Source organism: Mesorhizobium sp. M4B.F.Ca.ET.058.02.1.1 (assembly GCF_003952505.1).
In the GTDB taxonomy this organism is placed as follows: Bacteria; Pseudomonadota; Alphaproteobacteria; order Rhizobiales; family Rhizobiaceae; genus Mesorhizobium.
In genome coordinates, this window is record NZ_CP034450.1 from 1,683,612 (window position 1) to 1,708,712 (window position 25,101).

Consider the following 25,101-nt stretch of genomic DNA (forward strand, 5'->3'; position numbering starts at 1 on the left):
ATGGGTTGGTTCGGTCGAAAATCGCGCCAAACAGACAACCACATGTTAGTCTGGGGCCACCAAATGCACCGTGGGGGATAGCAATGCTGGAAACGGACAAGGTGTTCGCCGGCTCTGTTCCGGAAAACTACGATCGCTATATGGTGCCGTTGATCTTCGAGCCGTACGCCGCGGACCTGGCGCAGCGGGCGGCGTCCCTGTCGCCCGGCGCCGTTCTGGAAACCGCCGCGGGCACCGGGGTCGTCACCCGCGCACTGGCGCCAAAACTGTCCCCCGCCGCGCGCTATGTCGTGACCGACCTCAACCTGCCGATGCTCGACCACGCCGCCTCGCGGCAAGGCGCCGACAGCCGCATCCAATGGCGCCAGGCGGATGCGCTGGCGCTGCCGTTCGAGGACGCCGCCTTCGACCTCGTCTGCTGTCAGTTCGGCGCGATGTTCTTTCCCGACCGCCCGGCCGGCTACCGCGAGGCAAGGCGGGTGCTCAAGCCCGGCGGACGTTTCCTGTTCAACGTGTGGGATCGCATCGAGGAGAATGAGTTCGCCGACGACGTGACGAATGCCCTGGCAAGGATTTTCCCGGACGATCCGCCGCGCTTCCTGGCACGCACGCCGCACGGCTACCACGACAAGGACCTGATCCGCAGCGACCTGGAGGCTGCGGGCTTCTCGCATGTGACGATCGAGACGAGGGCCGAACAAAGCCGGGCCTCCTCGCCGCGCATTCCTGCCGTCGCCTATTGCCAGGGGACACTGCTTCGCAACGAGATCGAGGCCAGGGACGCGGCAAAACTGGAAGCCGCGACCGACTGCGCCGAAGCCGCCATCAGGGACAGGCACGGCAGCGGCGCGGTCGCCGCCAAGATCCAGGCGCATGTGATCGTGGCGATGGCGTAGCGATAGGCCAATCGCCAACGTTGCAGAAAAGGCGCCTTCGGCGAAGCGCTAATCTCCCCCTCGTGGGGGAGATCAGCTGTTTCAACGCCTCAGAACAAGAACGCCGCCGTCGCCGGATCCGGCCCGGTGCGGCCGTCGGCGGAATCCATGCCACGGATGGTCTCCAGGTCGTTGCCGTCCAGCTCGAAGCCGAAGATGTCGAAATTGGCGGCGATTCTTTCCTGGTGGTTCGACTTCGGGATAACGATCAGCCCTTCCTGCAGATGCCAGCGGATGACGATTTGCGCCACCGACTTGCCGTGCTTCCTGGCGATCCCTTCCAACGTCGGGTCGGCCAGCAGGCGACCGCTGCCCAGCGGGCTCCAGCTTTCGATCTTGATATCGTGCCTGGCATGGAACTCGCGCTTGTCGCGCTGCTGGAAGCGCGGATGCAATTCGATCTGGTTGACGGTCGGCGTCACGCCGGTCTCGCCGATGATGCGCTCCAGATGGTCCTGGTTGAAGTTCGACACGCCAACCGACTTGATGCGGCCTGCCTTCTGGAGTTCGACGAGCGTCTTCCAGGCTTCGACATACTTGCCCTGGCTGGGCACCGGCCAGTGGATGAGGAAGAGATCGATCTGATCGATGCCGAGCTTTTGCATCGTGTCGTCGAAGGCGCGCAACGCGGCGTCGCGCTGGTGGGCACCGTTGCGCAGCTTCGAGGTGATGAACAGGTCGCCTCTCGGCAAGCTTGCCGCGCGGATCGCCTCGCCCACGCCTTCCTCGTTGCGGTAGCCCTCGGCGGTGTCGATCAGGCGGTAGCCGGCGTCGATCCCCCAGCGCACCACCTTGGCCGTGACGCCCGGATCGACCTGCCACACGCCGAGCCCGATCTGAGGAATGGTGGCGCCGTCGCTCAGTTTCAGCCGTTCAGGCATGCGTATGTCCTTCTATAATCATATTTGCCCCGCGCTCTATCTAGGCTGCGCTCCCGGCAATGCGAGTCGATGACGCGTTTGTGTATTTGCGGAACGGTCGGCGGCAAAGCGCACACGGCCCATTTCGACCGCACTGGAACTTTCTGCATGGCTAATGTTTTCTTAACCACCAACTCGCAGTCTCGACGGGAGCGCGTTGCAATGGCCTTGCGAAAACGTCTGCTTGGGAGGCGTCATGCCAATTCGTCGAAAAGCTCAGGACGCTGGTATTTTCGATCCGTCCGAACTGGCCTTGCTGGCAAGGGTCTTCGAACGGTTGAAGCTTGAAAGCGATTCCCCCGATCGCCTTGAGGGCCTGGCGTCCCGCATCCTTGCCAACTACATGGCCGGCATCGCCGACGAGGAAGAACTTCTGTCGCTGTCGAAGCAACCGCTGGGACGATAGACGCATCGCGGCGCGCCCGACTACCGGGGCAGCTTCGACGCCTCCCTCGCCCCGAACCGCAAGCCATCCATCAACAGCTTGACCAGCCGCCCCGAGCGGTCGCGCCAGTCGGGCGTGTTAGGCGCGGAGTAGATGCCGCCGAGTGCATGCAGCACGTCGGAGGCATCGACGTCGGCGCGGATCGAGCCGGCGGCGGCAGCCCGCTCGACCAGGCCTTTCAGCGCGCCCGAGACACGCCCGGACGTATCGGAGAACAGTGTCGAGTTGGTGGTGAGCAGGATGCGAAGGCTGGTCGCCAGGCCGCGCTTGGTGCCGATATAGTCGACGAAGCGCTGCATCCACAGCTCCAGCGCGACATCGGCCGGATGTTTTTCCGCCAGTTCCCCGGCTGCGCGACAAAGCCCTTCCACCTCGCGGCGATAGACCACCTCAACCAGATGCTCGCGCGTCGGGAAATGCCGGTAGAGCGTGCCGATGCCGACCCCTGCCCGTTTCGCGATCTCCTCCAGCGAGGCATCGACACCAGCCTCAGCGAAAGCCTGCGCCGCCACTTCGACCAGCCTGTCGCGGTTGCGCTGGGCATCGGCGCGCAGCGGCTTTGGCGCGGGCGCGTCTGGCTTCTCGTCGGCTGTCGCTGGCGGCCTTTCAGCCAATTTTGTCTCCACGAGTCGATTGGGGCTTGAACCCGACCGGGTCAGCCCCCACGTAAATAAACGGAGGCGCCTCCGTTTTAGTGGAGCAGCTTTATCATATAATCAGGGGGACCGGTATGTCACGTGTTGAGTGCGTAATCTCCCCCTCGAGGGGGAGATGTCGCCAAAGGCGACAGAGGGGGTCGGTTCGACCGGGCGCGACCTGCCGCGGCAGATAGAGGTTGGCGCTCTTTGCGAGACGACCCCCTCTGGCCTGCCGGCCATCTGCCCCTCAAGAGGGGAGATTAACACGCTCCCGTCACCCTTGCCCCTGCCCTCCCAAGCCCCATTTCCATCCGCCTAGCGTCCAGCAATTGGAGCCCGACGCCCCATGAATGACCAAGTCACCATCAGTCCGACCACGCTTTCCCTCCACCTCATCATCAACGGCAGCGACCACACTCTCGACATCGAGCCGCGCGTGACGCTGCTCGACGCGCTGCGTGACCGGCTCCACCTCACCGGCACCAAAAAGGGCTGCGACCAGGGTCAGTGCGGCGCCTGCACCGTGCATGTCGACGGCGAGCGCGTGCTTGCCTGCCTGACTTTGGCGGCGCAGGTCGAGGGACGCGACATCACCACCATCGAGGGGCTTGCCGACGCGGACGGCACGCTCAACGCCGTGCAAGCCGCCTTCCTCGATCAGGACGCCTTCCAGTGCGGCTATTGCACGCCGGGCCAGATCATGTCGGCGGTGGCCTGCATCCGCGAGGGCCATGCGGGGTCCGACGAAGAAATCCGCGAATACATGGCCGGCAATCTGTGCCGCTGCGGCGCCTATCCGCACATCGTCGCCGCCGTCCGCCAGGCAGCAGAGGGGCTCCGCTCATGAGAGACTTTTCCTACCTCCGCGCCGACACTGTCGAGGCCGCGCGCCATGCTTCCGCCCTCCCCGGCGCCATGCTGCTTGCCGGCGGCACGACGCTGGTCGACCTCGCCAAATGCGGCGTCGCCGAACCCTCGACCGTTATCGACATCAGCCATATCGAGGGGCTCAGCGCCATCGACGTCACCGCCGACCGCGCTATGATCGGCGCGCTGGCGAAGATGAGCCATGTCGCCGACCATGCCGGGATCAAAAGTTGCTTCCCGGCCGTCTCGGAGGCTCTGTGGCAGGCGGCCTCGGCGCAGCTGCGCAACATGGCGACCATCGGCGGCAACCTGATGCAGCGCACGCGCTGTCCCTATTTTCGCGACCCAGCCAACTTCCCGGCCTGCAACAAGCGCGCGCCGGGCAGCGGCTGCTCGGCGATCGGCGGGGTGACGCGGGGCCATGCGGTGCTCGGCACCAGCGAGGCCTGCATCGCCACCTATCCAGGCGACCTCGCGATTGCGCTCGTCGCCTTCGACGCCGAGGTCCATCTCGGCGAGCGCAGGCTAAAGGTCGAGGACTTCTTCCTCGCGCCCGGCGCGACCGCCGAGCGCGAGCACGACATCCGCCCCGGCGAGGTGATCACGGCGATCGAGATCCCGGGCTCGGCAGCGGCCAGACGCTCGACCTATCTCAAGGTTCGCGACCGCCAGTCCTACGAATTCGCGGCGGCGAGCGCGGCGATAGGGCTGGAGCTCGAAGGCGACGGTCGCACCATCCGCGACATCCGCGTCGCGCTCGGCGGCGTCGCCACCAAGCCGTGGCGCGCGCGGGCAGTCGAAAACGAGCTCAAAGGCAAGACGTTGACCGAGGCCACCGTGCGCAAGGCGAGCGAACTCGCCATGGAAGGCGCCGTCGACCATGGCGCCAACCACTACAAGATCGAGCTCGCGCCGCGCGTCGTCGCGCGCGCCATCCTCAATTTGGGAGAGACGGCATGACCGTTCATGAGATGAAACATGCGGCTTCGGACAGCGCCCGCCTCGAGGCGGTGGGCGGGCGGCTGTCGCGTGTCGACGGCCCGGCCAAGATCACCGGCGCGGCGCACTACGCGGTCGAGCAGCAACTCGAAGGGCTGGCGCACGCAGTGATGATAGAAAGCACCATCGCCGCCGGAACGGTGGTGGCCATCGACAGCAGAGCGGCGGAGACAGCGCCCGGCGTGCTTCTGGTGCTGACGCCCGACACTATCATGGAGTTGAAGGGCGCTTCGGATTGGCTCGGCAACCCGCCGTCGCAACAGACCTATTGCCCGCTTGCCCGCACGGTCACCTATTCCGGCCAGCATATCGCCGCGGTGGTGGCCGAGACCTTCGAGCAGGCGGTCGCGGCGGCCGCCCTCGTCAAGGTGACCTATGACGAGACGCCGGCGATCGTCGACCTCAGCGACCCCAAGGCCGGCGACGGCATCCCGATCGACGCCATGACCAAGGAGTGGGGCGACGCTCAAGGTGCCTTCGCCGCCTCGCCGGTGCGCGTCTGCGCGGCCTACAACACGCCGCGCGAATTCCAGGCGGCGATGGAACCGCATGGGCTGATCGCCCGCTGGCAGGGCGAGGCGCTCACCATCTGGGAGCCCAGCCAATGGCTGGACGGCATGGCGCGCACCTATGCCGAATGGTTCGCGATCCCGTTCGAGAATGTGCGGCTGGTCTCGCCCTATATCGGCGGCGGCTTTGGCTCGAAGGCGCTGGCGCTCGCCCACAGCGCGGTGGCGGCGGCCTCGGCGAAGATGCTCGGACGACCGGTGAAGCTGGTGCTGACCCGGCCGCAGAATTTCACCTCCTATGGCGGCCGCGCCGCGACCCGCCAGACGGTGGCGATCGGCGCAGACAAGGACGGCCGCATCCAGTCGATCGTGCATCGCGGCGTCAACGAGACGGCGGTCGATGGCATGTGGGTCGAGCCGCTCGGCTCCGTCACCTCGATCATGTACGCCACGCCCAACTTCTCCTCGAAGCAGAATGTGGTGCGGGTGAACACCGTGGTGCCCGGCGCCAAGCGCGCGCCGGGCGAGAACCCCAGCGCCTTCGGCATCGAATGCGCCATCGACGAGCTCGCCTATGAGGTCGGCATCGATCCGCTGGAAATCCGGCTGAGGAACTACGCCGAACAGGATCCGCACGCCAGGAAGGCGTGGTCGACCAGGCAGTTGCGCGAGGCCTTCGCAGCCGGCGCCGAGGCGTTCGGCTGGGGGAAGCGTTCGCCAATGCCGCGCTCGATGCGCGACGGCCACCAGCTGATCGGCTGGGGCGTGGCGGCCGGCACCTATCCGGTGCGGCGCGCCCATGGCGAGGCGGTGGTGAATATCCTCGCCGACGGTTCGGTCGAGGTCGAAAGCTCCTCCATCGACATGGGCCAGGGCACCTACACGATCCTGGCGCAGACGGCGGCCGAGACGCTCGGCGTGCCGGTCGAGCATGTGTCGGTGAAGCTGGGGGATTCCCACTTCGCCCGCGCCGGCGTCGCCGGCGGCTCGCGCCTTGCCGGCGTCATGACGGGCGCGGTCTACAAGGCGGCGAGCCAGGCGCTGGACGAGCTGATCGGGCTGGCGATCGCCGATCCGGGCTCGCCCTTCCATGCGCTGCAGGCGAACACACTGGTGGTCAAGGACGGTCGCATCGCCTCGCCGCGCGGCGACGGTCCCGAGATCCCGATCGCCGAGCTTCTGTCCGCCGTCGGTCGTGAACGGATCGAGGCCAAGGGCGATACCATGCCGGCGAACGCGACGGCTGAGGAGCGCTACCGGAACTACACCACCATCGCCGTGTCGATCCCGCACACCGAGGGCGACTATTCACGCCACTCCTGGTGCGCGCATTTCGTCGAGGTCAGGGTCGACGAGGATTTCGGCACGGTGCGGGTGTCGCGTGTCGTGTCGGCGCTGGATTCCGGCCGGCTCTACAATCCAAAGCTGGCGGAAAGCCAGTGGAAGGGCGGCATCATCATGGGCATCGGCCAGGCGCTGCTGGAGGAAGGCATGGTCGACCGCCGCCATGGCCGCATCGTCAACGGCAACCTCGCCGACTACATGATCCCGACCAACGCCGACATCCCGGACATCGAGACGATCTCTGTCGGCATCCCCGACCCGCATTCGTCAGTGCTCGGCGGCAAGGGCGTCGGCGAGCTCGGCATCGTCGGCGTCGCCCCGGCGATTGCGAACGCGGTGTTCCATGCGACGGGCAAGAGGATCAGGGATCTGCCGATCACGCTGGAGAAGTTGATTTAGGGAGGGTTCCGCTGGCGGAGAGCGTAATCTCTCCTTGCGGGGAAATGTCCGTCACCATAGCTTTTCGCCGATCTTCAGCGTCAGCCTTTCCTTACCACTCCAACCCAAACACCAGCTTGCCGAAATGCAGGCCGCCGGCGGCCATGTGGGTGTAGGCTTCGGCCGCTTCGTTCTGTGAAAACACCTTGTCGACGACCGGCTCGATGCCAGCGGCGGCAATGGCGCGGGTGGCGTCCTTGAGGTCTGACACCGATCCGGTGTTGTTGCCGATCACCTTGAGCGCCTTGACGATGATCGGCAGCAGATTGACCGTTGCCTCGGCGCCGGTAACGAAGCCGATGGTGAACAGCGTGCCGCCCGGCGCGGTGGCGTTGACCGCGCGGGCGAAGGTGGCGGCGCCGCCGGTCTCGACGACGAGGTCGGCGCCGAGGCCGTCGGTCAGCTCCAGGACCTTGCTGTCCCAGTCAGGCGTCGCGCGGTAGTTGATTAGGTGATCGGCGCCGAATGCCTTCGCCCGCTCCAGCTTCTCGTCCAAAGACGAGGTGATGATGACAGTGGCGCCGGCCGCCTTGGCAAGCTGAAGAGTGAAGATCGAGACGCCGCCGGTGCCGAGCAGGACGACGACCGAGCCCGGCCCGACATCGGCGGCGCGGATGGCGTTCCAGGCGGTGGTGCCGGCAATCGGCAGTGTCGCCGCCGCCTCGAAAGAGAGATGCGCTGGGACCGGCACGACCGAGTTGGCCGGCAGCGCGATATATTCGGCCAGCGACCCCGGCAGCGAGATGCCGCGCATCTGCGTCATCTCGCAAGGCCGAGGCCGGCCGCCGATCCAGCGCGGCTTGGCGTGGACGACGACGCGGTCGCCGACGGCGAAGCTGGTGACGCCCTCGCCGAGCGCGACGATCTCGCCGGCGCCGTCGGCGACGGGAATGAGCGGGAAGCGCGGCCCGGGATAGTTGCCGCTCGCCACCGCGACATCGACGAAGTTGAGGCTCGCCGAACGCTGGCGGATCAGCACCTCGCCGCGCTGTGGTTCGGGGGTGGCAACGACTGCGGCGCGGAAGGCGTCCAGCCTGGGCTGGCTCAGTTCGATGGCTTTCATGGGTTCACTCCGGTGTGATGATTAATCGGTTGAGTGAACCTAGTTGCTGCGCTATTTCTGGATAATCCTTGGCTTTCACATTTAAGTATTGCGCAATATGCAGCAATCCCACGAACCGGCGGCACTTGCCGAAATGGCGGCGTTTGCGGCCGTCGCCGAGGCGCGCTCCTTCACCAGGGCGGCCGTGCGGATCGGCCGCGACCCCACCATCCTGTCGCGGCGCCTGCATTCGCTGGAGGAGCGGCTGGGGGTCAGGCTGCTCTCCCGCACCACGCGCAGTGTGTCGCTGACCGAGGCGGGCGCCGAATTCCTGGTGCGCGTGCGCGCCATCCTCGCCTCGGTCGACGAGGCCGAGGCCGCCGCTTCCGCCCATGCTGGCGGCGGCCCGCGAGGCCTGCTCAGGCTGGCGCTGCCCGGCACGTTCGGGCGCATGTGGATCGGGCCGCTGTTGCCTCAATTCCTCGCCGAATTTCCCGATGTCCGCATCGAGGCCGAATTTTCCAACCGGTTCGCTGACCTCGTCGCCGAGAATTTCGACGTGGCGGTGCGGCTCGGCGCGCTGGAAGATTCGCGCCTGGTGGCACGCAAGGTGGCGACGCGGCGCCGGCTGCTCTGCGCCGCCCCCTCCTATCTCGCCAGAATGGGCAGGCCGGAAACACCGCAGGCGCTGCTCGAACATGTCTGCCTCGGCTTCTCAGGCTTCCAGACCTTTCCGGCCTGGGAGATGACCGACCGCGAGGGCCGGCACGCGCGCGTCGAGGTGTCGGGGCCGCTCGTCACCGACGACGCCGAGGTGCTGGTCGATGCAGCCGTGCAAGGCGTCGGCCTGATGATGAGCACCGACTGGCTGGTCGGCCGCGAGCTCGCCGACGGACGGCTGGTGCCGATCCTGGAGGACTGGACGCTGGCTGACGAGGGCGCGGTCTATGTCGTCATGCCGTCAGCCAAGGGCCAGGCCGCCAAGACCCGCGCCTTCGCCGACTGGATCGGCAAGCGCTTTTCGCCCGAGCCGCCCTGGCGGCGGGGTTGAGGCGGCCAGCAAAGCCTCACTTCGCCTGCCCCTTCAAAAACTGCCCGAGCAGGTCCACTGGCAGCGGGAAGACCACGGTGGAGGAGCGTTCGCCGGCGATGTCGTGCAGGGCTTCGAAATAGCGCAGCTGCATGGCCTGTGGCTCGGCCGCCAGCATGCGGCCGGCTTCGACCAGTTTCGCCGCAGCCTGCTGCTCGCCGTCGGCGTTGATCACCTTGGCGCGGCGCAGGCGTTCGGCCTCGGCCTGCTTGGCGATGGCGCGGATCATGCTCTCGTTGAGATCGACATGCTTGATCTCGACATTGGAGACCTTGATGCCCCAGGCGTCGGTGCGCTGGTCGAGGATCTCCTGGATGTCGTTGTTGAGCTTGTCGCGCTCGGCCAGCATCTCGTCCAGCTCGTGCTTGCCGAGCACCGAGCGCAGCGTGGTCTGCGCCAACTGGTTGGTGGCGGCCATGAAGTCCTCGACCTGGATGATCGCCCGCTCGGCATCGACGATGCGGAAATAGAGCACTGCGTTGACCTTTACCGAGACGTTGTCGCGCGAGATCACGTCCTGTGGCGGCACGTCCTGCACCACGACGCGCAGGTCCACCCGCACCATCTGCTGGATGAAGGGGACAAGGATGATGAGGCCGGGACCCTTGACCGCGGTGAAGCGGCCGAGCGTGAAGACCACGCCGCGCTCATATTCCCTGAGGATGCGGATGGCCGCCGAAAGGAACATGATCAAGGCCACCGCAACGACCAGATAGGCGACGTAACCGACCATCATCTTATTGCTCCGTTGTTGTTGCCATCGCGGCGCCTGACCGTCAGCACGAGGTCGCTGACATCGGTCACCTCGACGCTGTCGCCAGGCGCGACAGGTTCGTCGGCCCTCGCCCGCCAGCGCTCGCCCTGGGCCAGCACGTGGCCCTCGCCGCCCTGCCAGTCGAGCACCTTGACGGGGAGGCCGCGCATGACCTCGCCGCCGACGCGCGGCGGGTTTTTGCGCGCCGCCCAGACATAGGTTCCGGTGAGAAGCGCCAGCCCCAGCGTCAGCGCCGCGGCGGGGCCGATGACCGCCCATGACATGGCGAAGCCCGGACCCTCGACCTTGAGCAGCATGGCCGCGCCGAGCAGGAAGGCGGCGACGCCGCCCAGGCCCAGCACCACGGTGGGATTGAAGGCCTCGATGACGAGGAAGGCAATGCCGAGCAGCATCAGCGCCAGGCCGGCATAGTTGATCGGCAGGAGGTTGAGCGCATAGAGGCCGAGCAACAGGCAGATCGCGCCGATGACGCCGGGCGCCACGGCGCCCGGGCTGGTGAACTCGAAGATGATGCCGTAGACGCCGACCAGCATCAGGATGACGGCGGTGTTGGGGTCGGTGATGACGGAAAGCAGCCGGATGAACCAGCCGGGCTCCAGCGTCTCGACCGGCAGCCCCTTGGTCGCCAGTACCTTTTTCTGCCCGGCCACGTCGACGGTGCGCCCCTCGGCCAATTGCAAAAGCTCGGTCGTGTCGCGGGCGACGAAGTCGATGACATGCTCCTGCAATGCGGCGTTGGCCGACAGGCTCGCCGCCTCGCGCACCGCCTTTTCGCCCCAGTCGCCATTGCGCCCGCGCAATTCGGCGAGCGAGCGGATGAGCGCCACCGCGTCATTGGTGACCTTGGCCATCATCGCGTCGCCCGCCGCCCGCCCGGTGGCGTCCTTCTGGTCTTTGTCCTTCTCGCCGCCGGGAAGCGACGGCAGCCCGCCCATCTCGACCGGCGTCGCCGCGCCCAGATTGGTGCCCGGCGCCATCGCCGCGACATGGGTGGCGTAGAGGATGTAGGTGCCGGCGCTGGCTGCATGGCCGCCGGCCGGGGCGACATAGCCGATGACGGGCACCGGCGAGGCCAGGATGTCGGCGATCATCTCGCGCATCGAGGTGACCAGGCCGCCAGGCGTGTCGAGCTGAAGGATGAGGACCGCGGCATTGCGTTTGGCGGCGGTGTCGAGCGCCTCCTCGAGCTGCCTTGTGCTCGCCGGCCCGATGGCGCCGTCAATGGCGACGCTCAGCGCGACCTTGCCGGTCCCGTCGGAAGAGAAGGGAGAAACGACGGCCGCGGCCATGAGAGCAGCGGCAAGAAGGGCCACCCGCGCGAAGGTCACGCTCAAAGCTCCATGGAGAAGATATGGGTTGCATTTTGGTGAAGTCCAATGCGGGTGGTGAGGCGAAAGCGGCGCAACCGCCGATCTATCCCCTTGCGGGCGAGATTACGCGCTCGACCGCTTGCGCCAATCTCCAGCGCCGCGCCTGCGCTCGAGGGATCATGCCACGGCGTCATTTGTCCTGTATGGTCGCCAGATGGTCTCGACGGCCTTGGGGGGAAATCAATGCGAAGAATATTGGCGGCATTCATCGTCTTGGGAGCGCTGGCGGCCACCCAGCCGGCCCCCGCCGCATCCTGCAGCTGGAGCGCGAAGATGGAGGAGGACGAGGGCGGCAGCGTGCTGACGGCGTCGGTTTGCGGCGGGCCGAAGGGTGGCGCGCATCTGATGCTGACCTGTTTCGGCAAGCCGACGCTGAGCTACGACCTCGGCGAGGCCGGGCCGGAGCTGGAGCCGGGCATCAAGGCTTCGTTCGCGTTCAGGGCCGGCGGCAAGACGGTGACGAAGACGCTGGTGCTCGAGGCAATGTACAATTACTTCACGACGCAGTTCGGCAGCACCGACCCGCTGCTTGGCCTGCTGCGCGGCAAGGGCGAGGTCACCGTCACGTCCGACAAATATGGCGAGAACAGTTTTTCGCTTGCCGACTCGAGCGCGGCGATCGGCAAGGTGCTGGCTGAATGCGGCAAGGCTTCCTCCGACTCGGACTGACGCCGGCGGGAAGGAGGCAGCAGCGCCTCAGCGCAGCCTGTCTCGCGCCTCCATCAGCGCAAAGCCGAGCAGGTTGTCGCCGCGCCAGGTGAGCGGGTTCGCCGCGCGCTCGTCACCCGCGGCGAGGCCAATGCCCCAGATGCGATCGACGGGGCTTGCCTCGACCAGCACGGCATCCTTCGTCGCCAGCAGGAATTCGCCAAGCGGCCCGTTCTGCCGGAATTTCTGGAAGCTGCCTTCCGAAACGAGGCGGAACTTCTCGGCATCCCAACTCGCTCCGTCGAAGCCGCGCACCTCGCGCCCCACCTGCTTGGCCTGCTTCGGGCTCGCGGCGGCGAGCACGCGGCGCACGGCCTCGTCGTCGCCGAACAGCCGCGCCTTGCCGGCCATCATCCAGTGTTCCGCCGTCGCATAGGTCAGCCGGTCGACCGTGAAGGGCGCGGGCCACCACTGGCTGAGACAGGACGTGGTGATGCTTCCGTCCTTCGACGGCTGATGGCCCCAGAAGAACAAGAAGCTGGGCCGGGATTTCGCGCGGACGGCTGCCTCGAGCCAGGAACGATCATAGGTCATGACGGGGATGGAGCGGAGCGGACGGTGAATTGTCAATGGCGGCTGGCGCCTCGCCGCTTTCACCAGCGCGCTCCCCCTGCCGCGCGGCCTGCGGGTTTCGCCGCAATTTCCCTGAAGTTTCGGCGGCGCGTCACGATCTCCGGCGGGGCGGCGACTATCCTCCGCCTTGCTGTCACAGAGGACAGTTCGGAGATCAACGCCATGACCACGATCGTTTCCTTCACCGGCGCCACTGCTCACAACCGGCGCCAGGCGTCCCCTTTCCGGCACTCCCGGTTTGCCACCGCTGCCGTATCGGCACTGTTGTGGCTGCCGCGCTTCTGGAAGGCGCGTAGCGAGCTGGCCGCGCTCGCCGCCATGAGCGAATGCGAGCGCCGCGACATCGGCCTCACCGCCTTCGACGTCGAGAACGCGCTGACGCTGCCGGTCGACCGTGACCCGACCGAGGTGCTTGCGAAGGTCGTGGACGACCGCCGCCATCGCCGTGAATTCTGAGCGCGATACTCCGGGGCCGGCCGCCGGCGTTCCAGTCAGTCCGGCAGGCCGGCCTCGCGCAGGCCGGCGGCGATGCGTTCAGTCGTGCCCGCGTCGAAGGGCGAGGCGTCGCCGACCCTGGCAACGGTGAGGCCCGGGTAGGTTTCCATCAGCCTGCGGCAAGCGTGCCGTGCCTCGTCCTTGCGACCGGCATGAACCAGCGCCGTGACCAGCAGGCGCAGTCCCCACCAGGTGCCCGGCTGCTGGCTAAGGCCGCGCTGCGTCAGCGCCACCGCCTGATCGTAGCGCGCGGCGACGAAATGCGCGGCGCCGATGCCGATCTCGGCCATGTAGCCCATCGGATCGCGCGGGCTCAGCCGTTCGAAATGCTCGAACTTCTCGATCGCCGCCTCGGGCCGCTCGCGATAGACGTCCAGCCAGGCGCTGCGCAGCCAGGCCCAGGCGGAATTCGGATCGAGCGCGCGCGCCCGCGCCAGATGCATGTCGGCGACATCGTAGTCGCGGGCAAAGGAATGCGCCGCGCCGAGCACCGCAAGCACCATAGGGTCGTCGCCGGAGAGCGCCGCCCCCTTCTGCGCCAGGCGCAGGCCCTCCTCCCGTGAAGCGGCCGGCGTTTCGGTCCAGCGGTAGCCGGCGCGCTGCAGATGGCACCAGGCGAGCAGCGAAAGCGCCAGCGGATAATCCGGCTCGATCGCGATCGCGCGATCAAGCAGCGTGCCGGCTTCCTCGTTCTGCGCCCGCTCGAGCGACCAGGTGAGCGGAAAGGCGCGCAGCACGTAGTCGTAGGCGGCGAGGCTTTCCGGCCGCTTGCGCCGTGAACGCTCGATTTCGGCCGACAGGATCGACGGCTGGATGGCGCCGACGACACTCTCCGCAAGCCGGTCCTGCAGGTCGAACACGTCGGCCATGGTGCCGTCGTAACGGTCGGCCCAGATCGTCTTGCCGGAAGCGGAGTCGATGAGCTGTCCGGTGAGGCGGATGTGGTCGGCGGCCTTGCGGACGCTGCCGGTCAGTACGTAGCGCACGCCGAGTTCGGCTCCGGCCCGTTTCACGCCGTCGGCCTGTCCTTTGTAGGCGAAGCTCGAATTGCGGGCGATGACGAACAGCCAGCGCATGCGCGACAGCGCCGTGGTGATCTCGTCGACCATGCCGTCGGCGAAATAGTCCTGCGCCGGGTCGCCGCTGAGGTTCTCGAAGGGCAGCACCGCGATCGACGGCTTGTCGTCGGCCGTCCCCTCCCCGGCCGCGGTGGCAACCCGATCCTCGAGGCGGCGCACGCGCTCCTCGTCGATCACATAGCCGCGCCGCAGCACGGTGCGGATCAGGCCATCGGCCTCGGCGCCGAGCGCCTTGCGGATGTCCTTCATGCATTGGGTGAGCGAATCGTCGGAAACGGCGATGTTCGGCCAGACCGCATTGACCAGCTCGTCCTTGCCGATGACGCGGCCGGCATTCTCCAGCAGGTAGACGAGCAGCGAGAGCGACTTGGCGCGCAGGTCGACGTCGTGCCCGCCCCTCTGCAGCCTGCCCCTGTGCAGATCGAGCCTGTGGCCGGAGAATTCGAACGTCGTCATGTCGCCCCTCGAGGAGACGTCAACCAATTCGATCCGCGCGATGGCTAGGAGTCTGTCACGGCCCTCGCATGCTCGAAGACATCACGCCCGCCCGAAGACATCAAGGCTTTCGCCCGCTGAAGATGGCGTGGCCGGCGAACAGCCAGGCGCAGTCGACTTCGATGAAGCCCGCCTTCGCAAGCCAGGAAAGCTGCTCGGCGAGCGAGGAGGGCTTGTCAATCGGCTCGCCGTCCGGGTTGCGGAAATAGTTCCAGCCCAGGCGGTTGAACTCGGCGAAGGCGGCGAGATCGCCGTCGATCGCCAGCGCCCGGGCGCGCACCGCCTCGTCCCATTGCCGCGCGGCGATGTCGAGCCCGCCTGCGCTCGGCGGGCGCACGATGTCGGCCACCACCAGCACGCCGCCGGGCTTGAGCGCCGCCGCCAGATCGGCAAACAGGTCCTGCTTCTGCCGGCCGTCGAGATGATGGATGGCGAGCGAGGAGACGACCGCATGCGGCGGCTCGGCAAAGCGCCGCCAGCCGCTCTGCGCCAGCTCGAACGCGGCAGTGGTCAGGCGCCCGGCATGGTCGCGGCAGGTGGCCTGCGTCTGCTCCAGCATTTGCGCCGAGCCGTCGAGCGCCAGGACATGGCAGTCGGCAAAGCGCTCCAGCAGCGCGCGGCTGAGCAGCCCCTCGCCGGAGCACAGCTCGACCAGCAGGCCACCCGGCGCGGGTTGCGGAATGAGGTCGGCGATGATCCCGACCTGGCGCTCGCGTTCCGGCACGAAATAACGCCCGTTGTGCAGAAAGCCGCGAGAATGGTTCTCGTCCCAATGTGCCGTGCCTTGCGCCTGCGCCATGATCGCATCCATCCCTTTTTCGCCCAGCGTGAACCGGACCCGACCGGTTGTCGTGAGGCGCGGCTGAAATTCGGCTGAGATTGGCGTGACGAAGGCGCCCGAAGCGCAGCGGCGGCGATACGCAATACCCAAGGCGAGGCGGCAAGCCATGCGAGCCGCCCGGCCGTCGCGCCCCCGCGCTTCGGTTCCGTCGCTGTGCATCGTCTTGCCCTGGCGCGCTATGAAGCAATTCACACAGGCGCACCGGCAAAATCGCCGCCGGTCCAAATACACCCAAAAAAGTCAGGTTGATAATGCTGGGCCGAAAAAGTCCAGCCGGCGAAAGGCAAGCCGATTCAAGCGCATAGGCGGGAGCCGTCGCATCGGCAACCGGAGCGGTCGAAAAGCCCGGAAAACCGGCTTTTGCTGGCCTTCAGGGGCAGCAAGGACGTGATCGCGCGGGTCTGCGGCGATGGTCCGCGAGGGTCAAAAACGGGCATTCGGACACCTCGGGAAGCGACGTTGACAGCGCGCACCGCCAATGGATATTCGCAACCACTGGTCACGCCATAACCGGGGGCTGTTGGGGACGGACGGGGTTTCAGCAGCTTGGCGGGGGCGCCGGACGGGCTGGTACACGCATGGTGTACCGCCCGCTCCTGGCCGGTCTTCCAAAACGCAGATTTGAGCCGCGTCGCAAGCGCGCGCACGCCACCCTTGCGTCTTGACCGCCGATTGACCATCCTCTTGCCAGGTCGTGCATCCAGAAGGAGTCGCGGCATGGGGTTTTTGGCGCATGGGATCCATGCGCGGGCGCGGTTGGGGGATCGCATATGCCGACGCTTTATGCGTTGAAACCAGCCTTCCAGGCGAGGCTGCGGCCGCTGGCCGATCGCCTGGCCAGCGCCGGCGTCACCGCCAACCAGATCACGCTGCTGGCCGCTGGCCTTTCCGTCGCCACCGGCGTGGTGGTGGCTGCCTTCGCGGCCCATCCGGCCGTATTCCTGCTGATGCCGGTGGCGCTGTTTACGCGCATGGCGCTCAACGCGATCGACGGCATGCTGGCACGGGAACATGGGCAGGCGTCAAAACTCGGCATGTATCTCAACGAGCTCTGCGACGTCGTCTCCGACCTGGCGCTGATCCTCGCTTTCGCCGCCCTCTTCCCGGCCTGGGGCGTGGTCGCCTTCGCGATCATGGCGGTCATCGTCGAGTTCGCCGGCGTGCTCGGCATCGCCGCGGGGGCGGCGCGCGACTATGCAGGGCCGTTCGGCAAGAGCGACCGGGCGCTGGCGCTGGGCGTCATCGGCGCGTTGATCGTTTTCGGCCTGTGGCCGGTGGCACTCACGCCCTTTGTGTTTCCGGCGCTCGCAACACTGTCGCTGGCGACCGCCATCAACCGGATACGCAGCGGCCTTAGAGGAGCAGTCGGGCAATGAGCGACCTCGGGGGCAACACCATGATCCATCAGCAGAATATCGCCGCAGCAGCACCGGCGAGCCTCCAACGCGTGGCCGAGGAGCGGACCTTCAAGACCCATGACGGCACCGAGATCTTCTACCGCTACTGGCCGGCGCTCGGCGAGCAGCCCAGGGGCGCCATCCTTCTCTTCCATCGCGGCCACGAGCATGGCGGGCGAATGGCGCATCTGGTCGACGAGCTCGCAATGCCCGGCTACGCCTTCTACGCCTGGGACGCGCGCGGCAACGGCCGCTCGGCCGGCGAGCGCGGCTATGCGCCGTCCTTCGCCGCGCTGGTGCGCGACATCGACTGCTTCGTGCGCGAGATCGCCCGCGACGGTTTTTCCCAGCGTGACGTAGCACTCATCGCGCAATCCTTCGGCGCCGTGCTCGCCGCCGCCTGGGTGCATGATTATGCGCCCGACATCCGCGCGCTGGTGGTGGCTTCGCCCGCCTTCTCGGTCAAGCTCTACGTGCCCTTCGCCAAGGAGGGTATCGCGCTCTGGCAGCGGCTCAAGGGGCGCTTCTTTGTCAATTCCTACGTCAAGGCCAAGTTCCTGACGCATGATCCGGAGCGCATCGCCTCCTTCGACGCCGATCCGCTGATCACGAGGCCGATCGCCTCCAACATACTGGTCGAGCTCTACACGCATGCCGCCCGCATCGTCGCGGACGCGCGCGCCATCACCGTGCCGACACAGCTGCTGATCTCGGGCGCCGACTGGGTGGTGCGGCACGGCCCGCAGCACGAATTCTTCGTCAACCTGGCAAGCCCCGCCAAGGAGCGGCATGTGCTGCCCGGTTTCTTCCACGACACGCTGGGCGAGCGCGACCGCAAGTACGCGCTCGACCTAGTCCGGCCATTCCTCGAAAAGCAGTTTTCAGCGCCGGAGAAGCCTGCCGACCTGACCGCGGCCGACCGCTCCGGCTACACGCGCGACGAGGCCGACAGGCTCGCCTCCCCGCTGCCGCTGCTGTCGCCCAAGGGCCTCTACTGGGCGATGAGCCGCGCCTTCATTCGCATCGGCTCCTGGTTCTCCACCGGCCTCAAGACGGGGATCACCACCGGCTTCGATTCGGGCTCCACCCTTGACTACGTCTATGAGAACGACGCCCGGGGTGAGACCCATCTCGGCCGCATGATCGACCGCACCTTCCTCGACGCCATCGGCTGGCGCGGCATACGCCAGCGCAAGCTCCATCTGGAAGAACTGATCGGCAACGCCACGGAGCAGCTTAAGTCCGCCGGCCGGCCCGTGCACATCGTCGACATCGCCGCCGGCCATGGCCGCTACGTGCTCGATGCCGTTGCCAAATGCCCGACGCCCCCGGCCAGCGTCAGGCTGCAGGACTATTCCGAGCTCAATGTCGGGCTCGGCACCAGGCTGATCGCCGAGCGGCACCTGCCGACCAGCGTCACCTTCCGCCAGGCCGACGCCTTCGATGCCGGAATGCTCGCCGCGCTGAAGCCGGCGCCGGACCTCGCCATCGTTTCCGGCCTCTACGAGCTCTTCGCCGACAATGCGCTGATTTCCCGCTCGCTCAGCGGACTCGCCAGCGCCATGCAGCCCGGTGCCCTGATCATCTACACCAACCAGCCCTGGCATCCGCAGCTGGAGATGATCGCGCGTAGCCTGACCTCGCATCGCGGCGGCCAGGCCTGGGTGATGCGGCGGCGCACGCAGGGCGAGATGGACCAGTTGGTGAAGGCCGCCGGTTTCGAGAAAATCGACCAGCGCATCGACCAGTGGGGCATCTTCACCGTCTCGGTCGCGCGGCGCGTCTGAGGAAGCCGTGCCCGCCGCCGACCCTGCCCCAGCCGCCATCGCCGAGCCGTCGAAGGATAGATTCGGCGCCATCCTGCTACGCGCGGCGCTGTGGCTGGCGCTGCTCGCGCCGCTGTTCTACTCGACCTATGGCTTCGCCAACTGGCTGGCCTCGCGACGCGACGATGTCGGCAGCATTGTCTTTGCGTGGGAGCGCGACATCCCGTTCATGGCGTGGACGATCGTGCCCTACTGGTCGATCAACCTGTTCTACGGCCTGTCGCTGCTTCTCAACGACACCAGGCGCGGCGTCGACCGCCTCGCCGGCCGCTATCTGACCGCGCAGGCAATCGCGGTGACCTGCTTCATCTTGTTCCCGCTCAGGGCGACCTTCGTGCGGCCGGAGACATCGGGGCTGCCGGGCTTCCTGTTCGCGGTGCTCGGCGGCTTCGACAAGCCGTTCAACCAGGCGCCGTCGCTGCACATCGCGCTGCTTACGATCATCTGGGACCACTGGCGGCACCGGCTGAGCGGCATCTCAGGAATTGCCTGGCACGTCTGGTGCTTCCTGATCGGCGCCTCGGTGCTGACGACATGGCAGCACCATTTCATCGACATCCCGACCGGCGCGCTGCTCGGCCTGTTCGCGCTGTGGGTGTTCCCGCGCACGGGCGAACTGCCTTTCGCCGGCTTCCGGCTGGCGACCGACAGGAAAGCGCAGCGGCTGGCGGTCTTCTATGCGCTGGGGGCCACACTGCTGCTGGCGGGCGCGGCCGGCGGCGCCCTCGTCTCGGCGGTTGCCCTCGCCCTTCTGTGGCCGGCGCTGGCGCTGGCCATCGTCGCCTTCGGCTATGCCGGCGCCGGAGCCAAGGTGTTCCAGAAAGCGGCGGACGGCCGCGTCTCACTCGCCAGTCGGCTGCTGCTCTGGCCCTACCGCGTCGGCGCCAGAATCAATCTCTGGGCCTGGACGCGCACGCTGTCGCCAATTGTGCCTGTCACCGACGGCGTCTTCCTCGGCCGGTTCCCGACGGCTGCCGAGGCCAGCGGCTTCGGCACGGTGATCGACCTTGCCGCCGAACTGGAGCGGCCGCGCGGCGCATCCTGCCGCTGGATCAGCCTCGCCGTGCTCGATCTTCTGCCGCCATCCGCGAAGCAACTCTCCGAAGCGGTGCCGGCGATCGAGGCGGCGCGCCGGCAGGGGACGGTGCTGATCTGCTGCGCGCTCGGCTTCCAGCGCAGCGCCACGGTCGCCGCCGCATGGCTGGTCGGCACCGGCCGCTCGCACACCGCCGCGCAGGCGCGCAAACTGCTCGCCGCCTCCGGCCGACCGGTGCACATTCAGGCCGGGGTGGACGAAGCGGCATGAACAGCAATAGCTATCAGGACAAAGCCGGCGCGTTCGCCGCCGGACTTATGCTGCAGGCGGCGTGGCCGCTGCTGGCGGTCGCGGCTTGCCTGCTCGCCGCGCCGGTGATCGGGCTGGCGGCCGCGCCGCAGGTGACACCGCTATCGGCGGCAGCGTGGCTGGTGGCTGCGGCGGCGGCTCTGGCTACCCTCGCCTTCACCGCGCTCCTCCTGTTCGACGCGCTGCTGTTCCGGCTGATGGCGAGCCATGACAGCGAGGTTTCGGGCGGCGGCGCGGTCGATGATTTGCTCGCCCGCATGCGGCTGAAGCCCATGCCTGCCGCGACGCGATCGCTCGACCAGCGGATATCGGGTACGCGCCGGCTGCTGATGAAGCAGCGTATGGCCTTTGCGGTGTTCGCGGCGGCGTCACTGATGGCGGCATTGCTTTGAGACTTCGATGACAAAACTCCACATCCGCGCCAACACTTTCACCCTCCTGCAGACCATCACCTCGGTCGGCCTGTCGGCGCTGGCCTGGGTGGTGACCGGCGTGCGACCGATATGGAACGGCAGCCAGCCCTCGGAGCGGCAGCGCATCTATTTCGCCAACCATGCCAGCCATGGCGACTTCATCCTGCTCTCGGCCTGCCTCAGCGAGAAAGTGCGCGCCCGCACCCATGCGGTGGCGGCGGCCGAATATTGGGGCAAGTCGCGGCTGCGCCGCTACATCGCCGAGGACATGCTGTCCTCGGTGCTGATCCACCGGCAGTGGACCGAAGAGTCACAGAACCCGATCAACATCATGCTGTCGGTGCTCGACCAGGGTCATTCGCTGATCCTGTTTCCCGAGGGCACGCGCAACACCACGGACGAGCCGCTGCTGCCGTTCCGTTCCGGCCTCTACAACCTGTCGATGGCGCGGCCCGAGGTGGAGCTCATCCCGTGCTGGATCGAGAACATGTCGCGGGTTCTGCCCAAGGGCCAATTCCTGCCGGTGCCGCTTCTGTGCCGCGTCGTCTTCGGCCCGGCTGTGACCATCGCGCCCGGCGAGGAGCGGCGCGCCTTCCTCGAACGCGCCCGCCAGACGCTGCTCGCCCTCAACCCCCGCCCCGACCGAGACGACTGATGCCACTACCGCCGATACATGAAACCATGATCCTGATCGCCGGCCTGGTCGCGGTGCTGTCGACGGCCAGCGTCACCGCCGGCATCTTGTCATGGCGAGCGCCGAAGCCGCTGTCGCCGACGCTCGTCAATCTCACCCAGCGCATCAACGCCTGGTGGGTGATGGTGGTGGCGATCACCGTCGCCTTCTTCTTCGGCCATGCCGGCATGACCATCCTGTTCGCGCTGATCTCGTTCGCGGCGCTGCGCGAATTCGTGACGCTGACGCACAGCCGGCGCAGCGACCACTGGGTGCTGCTCGGCATGTTCGCCATCATCATCCCATTCCAGTACTGGCTGGTGTGGACGGCGTGGTACGGGCTCTTCACCATCTTCATCCCGGTCTACTGCTTTCTGCTGATGCCGGCGATCACCGCGCTCAACGGCGACACCGAGCGCTTCCTCGAGCGCGTCTCGGCACAGCAATGGGCGATCATGATCTCGGTCTACTTCGTCAGCCACGTGCCGGCGCTGCTGACGCTCGACGTGCCGGGCTTCGAGGGCCGCAACCTCCTGCTCATCGCCTTCCTGATCATCACCGTGCAGGGCAGCGACGTGCTGCAATACATCTTCGGCAAGCTGTTCGGAAAACACCTGCTGTCGCCGACCGTGTCGCCGTCGAAAACCTGGGAAGGGCTGGTCGGCGGGCTCGCCGCCTCCAGCCTGCTTGGCGCGCTGTTGTCGTTCCTGACGCCGTTCTCGCCGCTGCAGGCGGCCGCCGTCGCCCTTGTCGCCTGTCTGATGGGTTTTCTCGGCGGCCTGGTCGCCTCGGCCATCAAGCGCGACCAGGGCGTGAAGGACTGGGGCCATCTGATCGAGGGCCATGGCGGCATGATGGACCGCGCCGACAGCCTGGTCTTCGCCGCCCCGGTGTTCTTCCACACGGTCAGGTATTTCTGGTCGGCGTGAGGGGAATGGGCTTGCGATCGCAAGTGGGCGCCTGACCCAGCCGAGCCCATTCAGGCAGCGGCCGCTGCAAAGAAAGCCCGCCGGTGTGCGGCCGGCGGGCAGATTTGGTGTCGATAGCGAGAAGACCTCGCTGGGTTGGAAACGCGCGGTCGATGATTTGGTTTCGTGCCGGCCGTACCGCGGCCCAATGACAAACGAGCAAAAAAGCTCGCCCGGCGTGACCGGGCGAGATGGCTCTTGGAGGTTGGGAACTGCCCGCCCAACTTGCCGCAGTTTCATGACGGTCCGATGAACCGGGCGCCGGCCGGCAGCGCTCGCCCCGATTGGTTAGGCCCAGCGGCCGCCCGCGAGTCGCATGGGGCCGCCGGACCGCGTTCTGACCGCCCCCTAGAGCCGGATGATTTCAGGTCGAATCGACCTGAAATCTGAATCCGGCTCTAAATCAAAGAGATAGAGCATGATGTCGTCCGAAACCCGCTTCACACTTTTCGGCATCATGCTCTAGTCGCGTGCCCTGCGGATGGAAGAGATGAGCTCGTCGACACGATCCACCGGGTGGGCACGCGGCTTGCCAAGCGATCGAGCATCCAGCCGGTTGTCATAAATGCGCGCCAGCAGATCGCAGGCCACTTTGGCGCGCTGCCAGGTGCGACCGACCAGTGAGCGGCCTCCCAAGGTACCAGGAGCGTTGTCGGACTCATCCCACACCATCCAGCTTCCCGAAGGTTCTGGACGACAGCGGAATCTCGCCTTTCCATGATCCTGCATGGCTTCGAAACGGGAAAGGCGCACTGTTGGTTCGACAACAATCGAGGGCATGGTTAACGCCGCCGAGCGTTGTGGCAGCCCTCCGCGATCATGCCATGGCCCACTTTCGAGCGGCGGGCCGGTTTCGCCGGCTGCAAATCCAATTTTGCCTGGCAGCGGTAATTATCACGTAAGACTAGTCTAATAACTTTTGGAAGCGAAATACTTAGGGTTGGGAACGCATATGGAACAGTCCACCCGCCTAGGGAACCTGCACTTCGCCCAGGCAATGTTGAGGGAAGTCCGCGAGCGAGCGCGGTCAGACGGTGAGGATCTTCTGACCTACCTAATCGACATGGCTTACCTGGAAGCCAGCGATCGAATTAGGGCAATCTGGGCCGCAAAAGACAACGACGCCGCGTCCGGCGAAGGCCGATAAGACGACCAGGGCGTGGACCCGCAACGCCCTGGGGCCCTCACAGCCGGCCCACCGGCTCGTTATTCGGTTTCGGCCACGAAGGATATGGCGATCAGGTCGTCGCCACCAATCTGGCCCTGGCCGTCTTCCATCACCGCGGCGACCTTCCGGAAGGTCTTCATCTCGTGTTCGGTAATGCGGGCTTCCCGCATCCTCGCCCTCAGGGCGGCTACGCGCAGTCCCAAGGCGTGGGATTGCCCGATCTCACGGTCCAACATGCATGGCTCCTCGATATTTGAGCGACTTGAAGGCCCGCCGCACCGAAATGCAGCGGGCCTGAGCTGAAGCGTTTGGCCTATTCGTAAACTTTGATGATCTTGCGCGTGCCCGGATCAACGAGGACCGTCCGGTTGTCGATCACGACGTAGCGGTATTGCACGTCGGGAACTTCATAAAGCTCGACTGTATCGGGAAGAGTCGTGCCGATGTTGAGCTCCACGCCAGGAAGCGCTACCGAGGCCAGGGGCTTCTTCTTCACATATTCCCGGATGACCGTTTCCTGTTCCGGCTGAATGATCAGGGTGTCGGCGGCGGCAGCCCCGATACCGGCCAGCAGCAAAAACCCCGCAGCGGCTGCGGCGAGATAGATTTTCATAGTTTCCTCCTGGTGGTGTGGTTGCGCCAGACGACATTGTCTTCACGCTGCAAGCAGACCCAACGCCAGGTTTTTGCAAACGTTCCGCGATGAGGACCTAGGTCTGAACCGTGTACGACCTTATCAGGCGCAATAGCCTCGTCAGGGGCGGCAACCGGAACCCTTGATTGCCCGCCTTCGTTGCTCGCTACAAGGTTCAGGAGAGGAATCCATGGATAAGAGCGTCGATCAGGCACGCTGGCTACTCACGCCGGTGTTCGCGGTCGCCATCATGTTCTTGGCGATTGGAATGGCACTCGGCTGAAAATCCTTGGCTCGCCAAGAATCTTTTCAATGGAACCTGCGCAGTCCGGTCCTTTCCGAAGCCCTCGCCGCGGAGGAACCGATGTGTCCCGCCAGCCAGCTTCAGCCTTCATACTTTAGCAGTTTCGAAACTAAGCCCGCCCTTACGCGTTGACGCTTGCCACAATGGAGAATTTCAAGAATGGATCCGGCGGTCGCGGCGGTGATGATTTTGCTTTCGTGCAGCCGAGGACAGACCTCCGTCTGCCGACCTATCGATTCGCCGCCCGACCTCTACATGTCGGTCCAGCAATGCCGGGCGTCATTGAAGGAGCGTCTTGCCAGATCGGCTAACGGCGTAATCATCGGCCGCTGCCGAGAGATCGACCTGAGTATTACAGGTTCACTGCCGGCCGGCCATGCGATCGTAACGGTGACGCGCGGTGTGGGGAACAAGACCGTCACCAGCTATATCGTGCCGCGCAAGACCGACTAGAGACTGGGCGCGGCGGGCGCCGTTGCCGGCGGCCAGGTCTGCCGCCGCCTCGACCAAATCTCGACCAACCGTGGCCGGACCTCAAGCCGCCAAGCGACAATATGGGAACCGGAACCAACACTTCTAGGTCCTCGTTGATCCGATGATGCAAGAAGAGGACACAGAGATGGCCACCAAAGAAAAGAAAGAAAAAAAGCAGGCGAGCCGCGTGGTGAAAGGGCAAGAGCTGGAGGTGGAGCACCTGACGGAAATTGCCGACGTCTCGCCGAAACAGGCGCGCGCCTTGTTGGCAAGCATGGTGCCGACTGGACCAAGCTCAAGGACGAAGCCGAAGATTTGAAGGATGACTGAAACACC

At 66.2% G+C, this 25,101-nt stretch carries 27 protein-coding genes; 16 read left to right on the plus strand and 11 right to left on the minus strand.

The window, feature by feature from the left end:
- Window positions 1–83: 83 nt before the first annotated feature.
- On the plus strand, window positions 84–896 hold the full coding sequence (locus tag EJ073_RS08535) for a methyltransferase domain-containing protein (protein ID WP_126055329.1): 813 nt from the start codon (window positions 84–86) through the stop codon (window positions 894–896).
- Between the two features lie 89 nt (window positions 897–985).
- On the opposite strand, the gene EJ073_RS08540 is transcribed toward EJ073_RS08535, so the two are convergent.
- The gene (locus tag EJ073_RS08540; RefSeq protein ID WP_126055330.1) at window positions 986–1,816 is read right to left on the minus strand and encodes an aldo/keto reductase; all 831 of its coding nucleotides are present in this window, start codon (window positions 1,814–1,816) and stop codon (window positions 986–988) included.
- A gap of 235 nt (window positions 1,817–2,051) precedes the next feature.
- Here EJ073_RS08540 and EJ073_RS08545 point away from each other — a divergent pair, with 235 nt between their 5' ends.
- Window positions 2,052–2,261 (plus strand): hypothetical protein, encoded by a 210-nt coding sequence (locus tag EJ073_RS08545; RefSeq protein ID WP_126055331.1) that lies wholly within the window; start codon window positions 2,052–2,054, stop codon window positions 2,259–2,261.
- A gap of 20 nt (window positions 2,262–2,281) precedes the next feature.
- Here EJ073_RS08545 and EJ073_RS08550 read toward each other — a convergent pair whose 3' ends face one another.
- On the minus strand, window positions 2,282–2,914 hold the full coding sequence (locus tag EJ073_RS08550) for a TetR/AcrR family transcriptional regulator (RefSeq protein WP_126055332.1): 633 nt from the start codon (window positions 2,912–2,914) through the stop codon (window positions 2,282–2,284).
- A gap of 370 nt (window positions 2,915–3,284) precedes the next feature.
- Between EJ073_RS08550 and EJ073_RS08555 the strand changes: the two genes are divergently transcribed.
- Genes EJ073_RS08555 through EJ073_RS08565 form a run of 3 tightly spaced genes read left to right on the plus strand, consistent with a single transcriptional unit; the run spans window position 3,285 to window position 7,056 of the window.
- Window positions 3,285–3,785, plus strand: a complete 501-nt coding sequence (locus tag EJ073_RS08555) for a (2Fe-2S)-binding protein (protein ID WP_189375174.1) — start codon at window positions 3,285–3,287, stop codon at window positions 3,783–3,785.
- Complete coding sequence (locus tag EJ073_RS08560; RefSeq protein ID WP_126055333.1) at window positions 3,782–4,765, plus strand: xanthine dehydrogenase family protein subunit M; 984 nt, start codon at window positions 3,782–3,784, stop codon at window positions 4,763–4,765. Before EJ073_RS08555 ends, EJ073_RS08560 begins: the two co-directional genes overlap by 4 nt.
- Window positions 4,762–7,056 (plus strand): xanthine dehydrogenase family protein molybdopterin-binding subunit, encoded by a 2,295-nt coding sequence (locus EJ073_RS08565; protein WP_126055334.1) that lies wholly within the window; start codon window positions 4,762–4,764, stop codon window positions 7,054–7,056. The genes EJ073_RS08560 and EJ073_RS08565 overlap by 4 nt, the downstream gene beginning before the upstream one ends.
- A 91-nt stretch (window positions 7,057–7,147) precedes the next feature.
- On the opposite strand, the gene EJ073_RS08570 is transcribed toward EJ073_RS08565, so the two are convergent.
- Window positions 7,148–8,158 carry an NAD(P)-dependent alcohol dehydrogenase gene (locus tag EJ073_RS08570; RefSeq protein ID WP_126055335.1) on the minus strand — a complete coding sequence of 337 codons (1,011 nt, stop codon included), beginning with the start codon at window positions 8,156–8,158 and terminating at the stop codon, window positions 7,148–7,150.
- Window positions 8,159–8,255: 97 nt separating this feature from the next.
- Here EJ073_RS08570 and EJ073_RS08575 point away from each other — a divergent pair, with 97 nt between their 5' ends.
- The gene (locus tag EJ073_RS08575; RefSeq protein ID WP_126055336.1) at window positions 8,256–9,188 is read left to right on the plus strand and encodes a LysR family transcriptional regulator; all 933 of its coding nucleotides are present in this window, start codon (window positions 8,256–8,258) and stop codon (window positions 9,186–9,188) included.
- A gap of 16 nt (window positions 9,189–9,204) precedes the next feature.
- Here EJ073_RS08575 and EJ073_RS08580 read toward each other — a convergent pair whose 3' ends face one another.
- Together EJ073_RS08580 and EJ073_RS08585 are read right to left on the minus strand one after the other, a co-directional pair.
- On the minus strand, window positions 9,205–9,963 hold the full coding sequence (locus EJ073_RS08580) for a slipin family protein (protein ID WP_126055337.1): 759 nt from the start codon (window positions 9,961–9,963) through the stop codon (window positions 9,205–9,207).
- A complete protein-coding gene (locus EJ073_RS08585; RefSeq protein WP_126055338.1) occupies window positions 9,960–11,330 on the minus strand; it encodes a nodulation protein NfeD in 1,371 nt (456 codons plus the stop codon). The genes EJ073_RS08580 and EJ073_RS08585 overlap by 4 nt, the downstream gene beginning before the upstream one ends.
- Before the next feature lie 225 nt (window positions 11,331–11,555).
- On the opposite strand from EJ073_RS08585, the gene EJ073_RS08590 reads away from it, so the two are divergent.
- On the plus strand, window positions 11,556–12,041 hold the full coding sequence (locus EJ073_RS08590; protein WP_245455505.1) for a hypothetical protein: 486 nt from the start codon (window positions 11,556–11,558) through the stop codon (window positions 12,039–12,041).
- A 27-nt stretch (window positions 12,042–12,068) separates the two neighbouring features.
- Here the strand turns inward: EJ073_RS08590 and EJ073_RS08595 are convergent, their stop codons facing one another.
- Entirely contained in the window at window positions 12,069–12,614 is a 546-nt protein-coding gene (locus tag EJ073_RS08595; protein ID WP_126055339.1) for an NADAR family protein, read from the minus strand.
- Window positions 12,615–12,815: 201 nt separating this feature from the next.
- Between EJ073_RS08595 and EJ073_RS08600 the strand changes: the two genes are divergently transcribed.
- Complete coding sequence (locus tag EJ073_RS08600) at window positions 12,816–13,109, plus strand: hypothetical protein (protein ID WP_126055340.1); 294 nt, start codon at window positions 12,816–12,818, stop codon at window positions 13,107–13,109.
- A 35-nt stretch (window positions 13,110–13,144) separates the two neighbouring features.
- Here the strand turns inward: EJ073_RS08600 and EJ073_RS08605 are convergent, their stop codons facing one another.
- A complete protein-coding gene (locus EJ073_RS08605; protein WP_126055341.1) occupies window positions 13,145–14,683 on the minus strand; it encodes a winged helix-turn-helix domain-containing protein in 1,539 nt (512 codons plus the stop codon).
- 100 nt (window positions 14,684–14,783) lie between these two features.
- A complete protein-coding gene (locus EJ073_RS08610; protein WP_190233837.1) occupies window positions 14,784–15,521 on the minus strand; it encodes a class I SAM-dependent methyltransferase in 738 nt (245 codons plus the stop codon).
- Between the two features lie 812 nt (window positions 15,522–16,333).
- Between EJ073_RS08610 and EJ073_RS08615 the strand changes: the two genes are divergently transcribed.
- From EJ073_RS08615 to EJ073_RS08640, 6 genes are read left to right on the plus strand one after another with little or no spacing between them, the layout of a single operon-like run.
- On the plus strand, window positions 16,334–16,939 hold the full coding sequence (locus EJ073_RS08615; protein ID WP_126055343.1) for a CDP-alcohol phosphatidyltransferase family protein: 606 nt from the start codon (window positions 16,334–16,336) through the stop codon (window positions 16,937–16,939).
- Window positions 16,936–18,747, plus strand: a complete 1,812-nt coding sequence (locus tag EJ073_RS08620) for a bifunctional alpha/beta hydrolase/class I SAM-dependent methyltransferase (RefSeq protein WP_126055344.1) — start codon at window positions 16,936–16,938, stop codon at window positions 18,745–18,747. The genes EJ073_RS08615 and EJ073_RS08620 overlap by 4 nt, the downstream gene beginning before the upstream one ends.
- Window positions 18,748–18,784: 37 nt before the next feature.
- On the plus strand, window positions 18,785–20,092 hold the full coding sequence (locus EJ073_RS08625) for a phosphatase PAP2/dual specificity phosphatase family protein (RefSeq protein WP_126059133.1): 1,308 nt from the start codon (window positions 18,785–18,787) through the stop codon (window positions 20,090–20,092).
- Window positions 20,089–20,523 (plus strand): hypothetical protein, encoded by a 435-nt coding sequence (locus EJ073_RS08630; protein ID WP_126055345.1) that lies wholly within the window; start codon window positions 20,089–20,091, stop codon window positions 20,521–20,523. The genes EJ073_RS08625 and EJ073_RS08630 overlap by 4 nt, the downstream gene beginning before the upstream one ends.
- Before the next feature lie 7 nt (window positions 20,524–20,530).
- On the plus strand, window positions 20,531–21,199 hold the full coding sequence (locus EJ073_RS08635) for a lysophospholipid acyltransferase family protein (protein ID WP_126055346.1): 669 nt from the start codon (window positions 20,531–20,533) through the stop codon (window positions 21,197–21,199).
- Window positions 21,199–22,146 carry a phosphatidate cytidylyltransferase gene (locus tag EJ073_RS08640; RefSeq protein ID WP_126055347.1) on the plus strand — a complete coding sequence of 316 codons (948 nt, stop codon included), beginning with the start codon at window positions 21,199–21,201 and terminating at the stop codon, window positions 22,144–22,146. The genes EJ073_RS08635 and EJ073_RS08640 overlap by 1 nt, the downstream gene beginning before the upstream one ends.
- Before the next feature lie 501 nt (window positions 22,147–22,647).
- On the opposite strand, the gene EJ073_RS08650 is transcribed toward EJ073_RS08640, so the two are convergent.
- The 3 genes from EJ073_RS08650 to EJ073_RS08665 form a co-directional block, all read right to left on the minus strand.
- Window positions 22,648–22,965 carry a hypothetical protein gene (locus tag EJ073_RS08650; protein WP_126055348.1) on the minus strand — a complete coding sequence of 106 codons (318 nt, stop codon included), beginning with the start codon at window positions 22,963–22,965 and terminating at the stop codon, window positions 22,648–22,650.
- Window positions 22,966–23,391: 426 nt separating this feature from the next.
- Window positions 23,392–23,589, minus strand: a complete 198-nt coding sequence (locus EJ073_RS08660; protein ID WP_126055350.1) for a hypothetical protein — start codon at window positions 23,587–23,589, stop codon at window positions 23,392–23,394.
- A gap of 77 nt (window positions 23,590–23,666) precedes the next feature.
- The gene (locus tag EJ073_RS08665) at window positions 23,667–23,966 is read right to left on the minus strand and encodes a DUF1236 domain-containing protein (RefSeq protein ID WP_126055351.1); all 300 of its coding nucleotides are present in this window, start codon (window positions 23,964–23,966) and stop codon (window positions 23,667–23,669) included.
- A gap of 484 nt (window positions 23,967–24,450) precedes the next feature.
- On the opposite strand from EJ073_RS08665, the gene EJ073_RS08670 reads away from it, so the two are divergent.
- On the plus strand, window positions 24,451–24,744 hold the full coding sequence (locus tag EJ073_RS08670) for a hypothetical protein (RefSeq protein ID WP_126055352.1): 294 nt from the start codon (window positions 24,451–24,453) through the stop codon (window positions 24,742–24,744).
- Window positions 24,745–24,910: 166 nt separating this feature from the next.
- Window positions 24,911–25,084, plus strand: coding sequence for a hypothetical protein (locus EJ073_RS08675; protein ID WP_245455506.1), 174 nt, complete (start codon window positions 24,911–24,913; stop codon window positions 25,082–25,084).
- Window positions 25,085–25,101 lie beyond the last annotated feature (17 nt).

Bases quoted from the DNA above. Each gene is read 5' to 3' on its own strand.
- EJ073_RS08620 (WP_126055344.1), top strand. From the start codon at position 16,936: ATGAGCGACCTCGGGGGCAACACCATGATCCATCAGCAGAATATCGCC.
- EJ073_RS08590 (WP_245455505.1), top strand. From the start codon at position 11,556: ATGCGAAGAATATTGGCGGCATTCATCGTCTTGGGAGCGCTGGCGGCC.
- EJ073_RS08560 (WP_126055333.1), top strand. From the start codon at position 3,782: ATGAGAGACTTTTCCTACCTCCGCGCCGACACTGTCGAGGCCGCGCGC.
- EJ073_RS08650 (WP_126055348.1), bottom strand. From the start codon at position 22,965: ATGCCCTCGATTGTTGTCGAACCAACAGTGCGCCTTTCCCGTTTCGAA.
- EJ073_RS08595 (WP_126055339.1), bottom strand. From the start codon at position 12,614: ATGACCTATGATCGTTCCTGGCTCGAGGCAGCCGTCCGCGCGAAATCC.
- EJ073_RS08540 (WP_126055330.1), bottom strand. From the start codon at position 1,816: ATGCCTGAACGGCTGAAACTGAGCGACGGCGCCACCATTCCTCAGATC.
- EJ073_RS08605 (WP_126055341.1), bottom strand. From the start codon at position 14,683: ATGACGACGTTCGAATTCTCCGGCCACAGGCTCGATCTGCACAGGGGC.
- EJ073_RS08665 (WP_126055351.1), bottom strand. From the start codon at position 23,966: ATGAAAATCTATCTCGCCGCAGCCGCTGCGGGGTTTTTGCTGCTGGCC.
- EJ073_RS08675 (WP_245455506.1), top strand. From the start codon at position 24,911: ATGGCCACCAAAGAAAAGAAAGAAAAAAAGCAGGCGAGCCGCGTGGTG.
- EJ073_RS08630 (WP_126055345.1), top strand. From the start codon at position 20,089: ATGAACAGCAATAGCTATCAGGACAAAGCCGGCGCGTTCGCCGCCGGA.
- EJ073_RS08580 (WP_126055337.1), bottom strand. From the start codon at position 9,963: ATGATGGTCGGTTACGTCGCCTATCTGGTCGTTGCGGTGGCCTTGATC.
- EJ073_RS08575 (WP_126055336.1), top strand. From the start codon at position 8,256: ATGCAGCAATCCCACGAACCGGCGGCACTTGCCGAAATGGCGGCGTTT.
- EJ073_RS08565 (WP_126055334.1), top strand. From the start codon at position 4,762: ATGACCGTTCATGAGATGAAACATGCGGCTTCGGACAGCGCCCGCCTC.
- EJ073_RS08635 (WP_126055346.1), top strand. From the start codon at position 20,531: ATGACAAAACTCCACATCCGCGCCAACACTTTCACCCTCCTGCAGACC.
- EJ073_RS08615 (WP_126055343.1), top strand. From the start codon at position 16,334: ATGCCGACGCTTTATGCGTTGAAACCAGCCTTCCAGGCGAGGCTGCGG.
- EJ073_RS08610 (WP_190233837.1), bottom strand. From the start codon at position 15,521: ATGGCGCAGGCGCAAGGCACGGCACATTGGGACGAGAACCATTCTCGC.
- EJ073_RS08670 (WP_126055352.1), top strand. From the start codon at position 24,451: ATGGATCCGGCGGTCGCGGCGGTGATGATTTTGCTTTCGTGCAGCCGA.
- EJ073_RS08555 (WP_189375174.1), top strand. From the start codon at position 3,285: ATGAATGACCAAGTCACCATCAGTCCGACCACGCTTTCCCTCCACCTC.
- EJ073_RS08640 (WP_126055347.1), top strand. From the start codon at position 21,199: ATGCCACTACCGCCGATACATGAAACCATGATCCTGATCGCCGGCCTG.
- EJ073_RS08600 (WP_126055340.1), top strand. From the start codon at position 12,816: ATGACCACGATCGTTTCCTTCACCGGCGCCACTGCTCACAACCGGCGC.
- EJ073_RS08660 (WP_126055350.1), bottom strand. From the start codon at position 23,589: ATGTTGGACCGTGAGATCGGGCAATCCCACGCCTTGGGACTGCGCGTA.
- EJ073_RS08570 (WP_126055335.1), bottom strand. From the start codon at position 8,158: ATGAAAGCCATCGAACTGAGCCAGCCCAGGCTGGACGCCTTCCGCGCC.
- EJ073_RS08535 (WP_126055329.1), top strand. From the start codon at position 84: ATGCTGGAAACGGACAAGGTGTTCGCCGGCTCTGTTCCGGAAAACTAC.
- EJ073_RS08545 (WP_126055331.1), top strand. From the start codon at position 2,052: ATGCCAATTCGTCGAAAAGCTCAGGACGCTGGTATTTTCGATCCGTCC.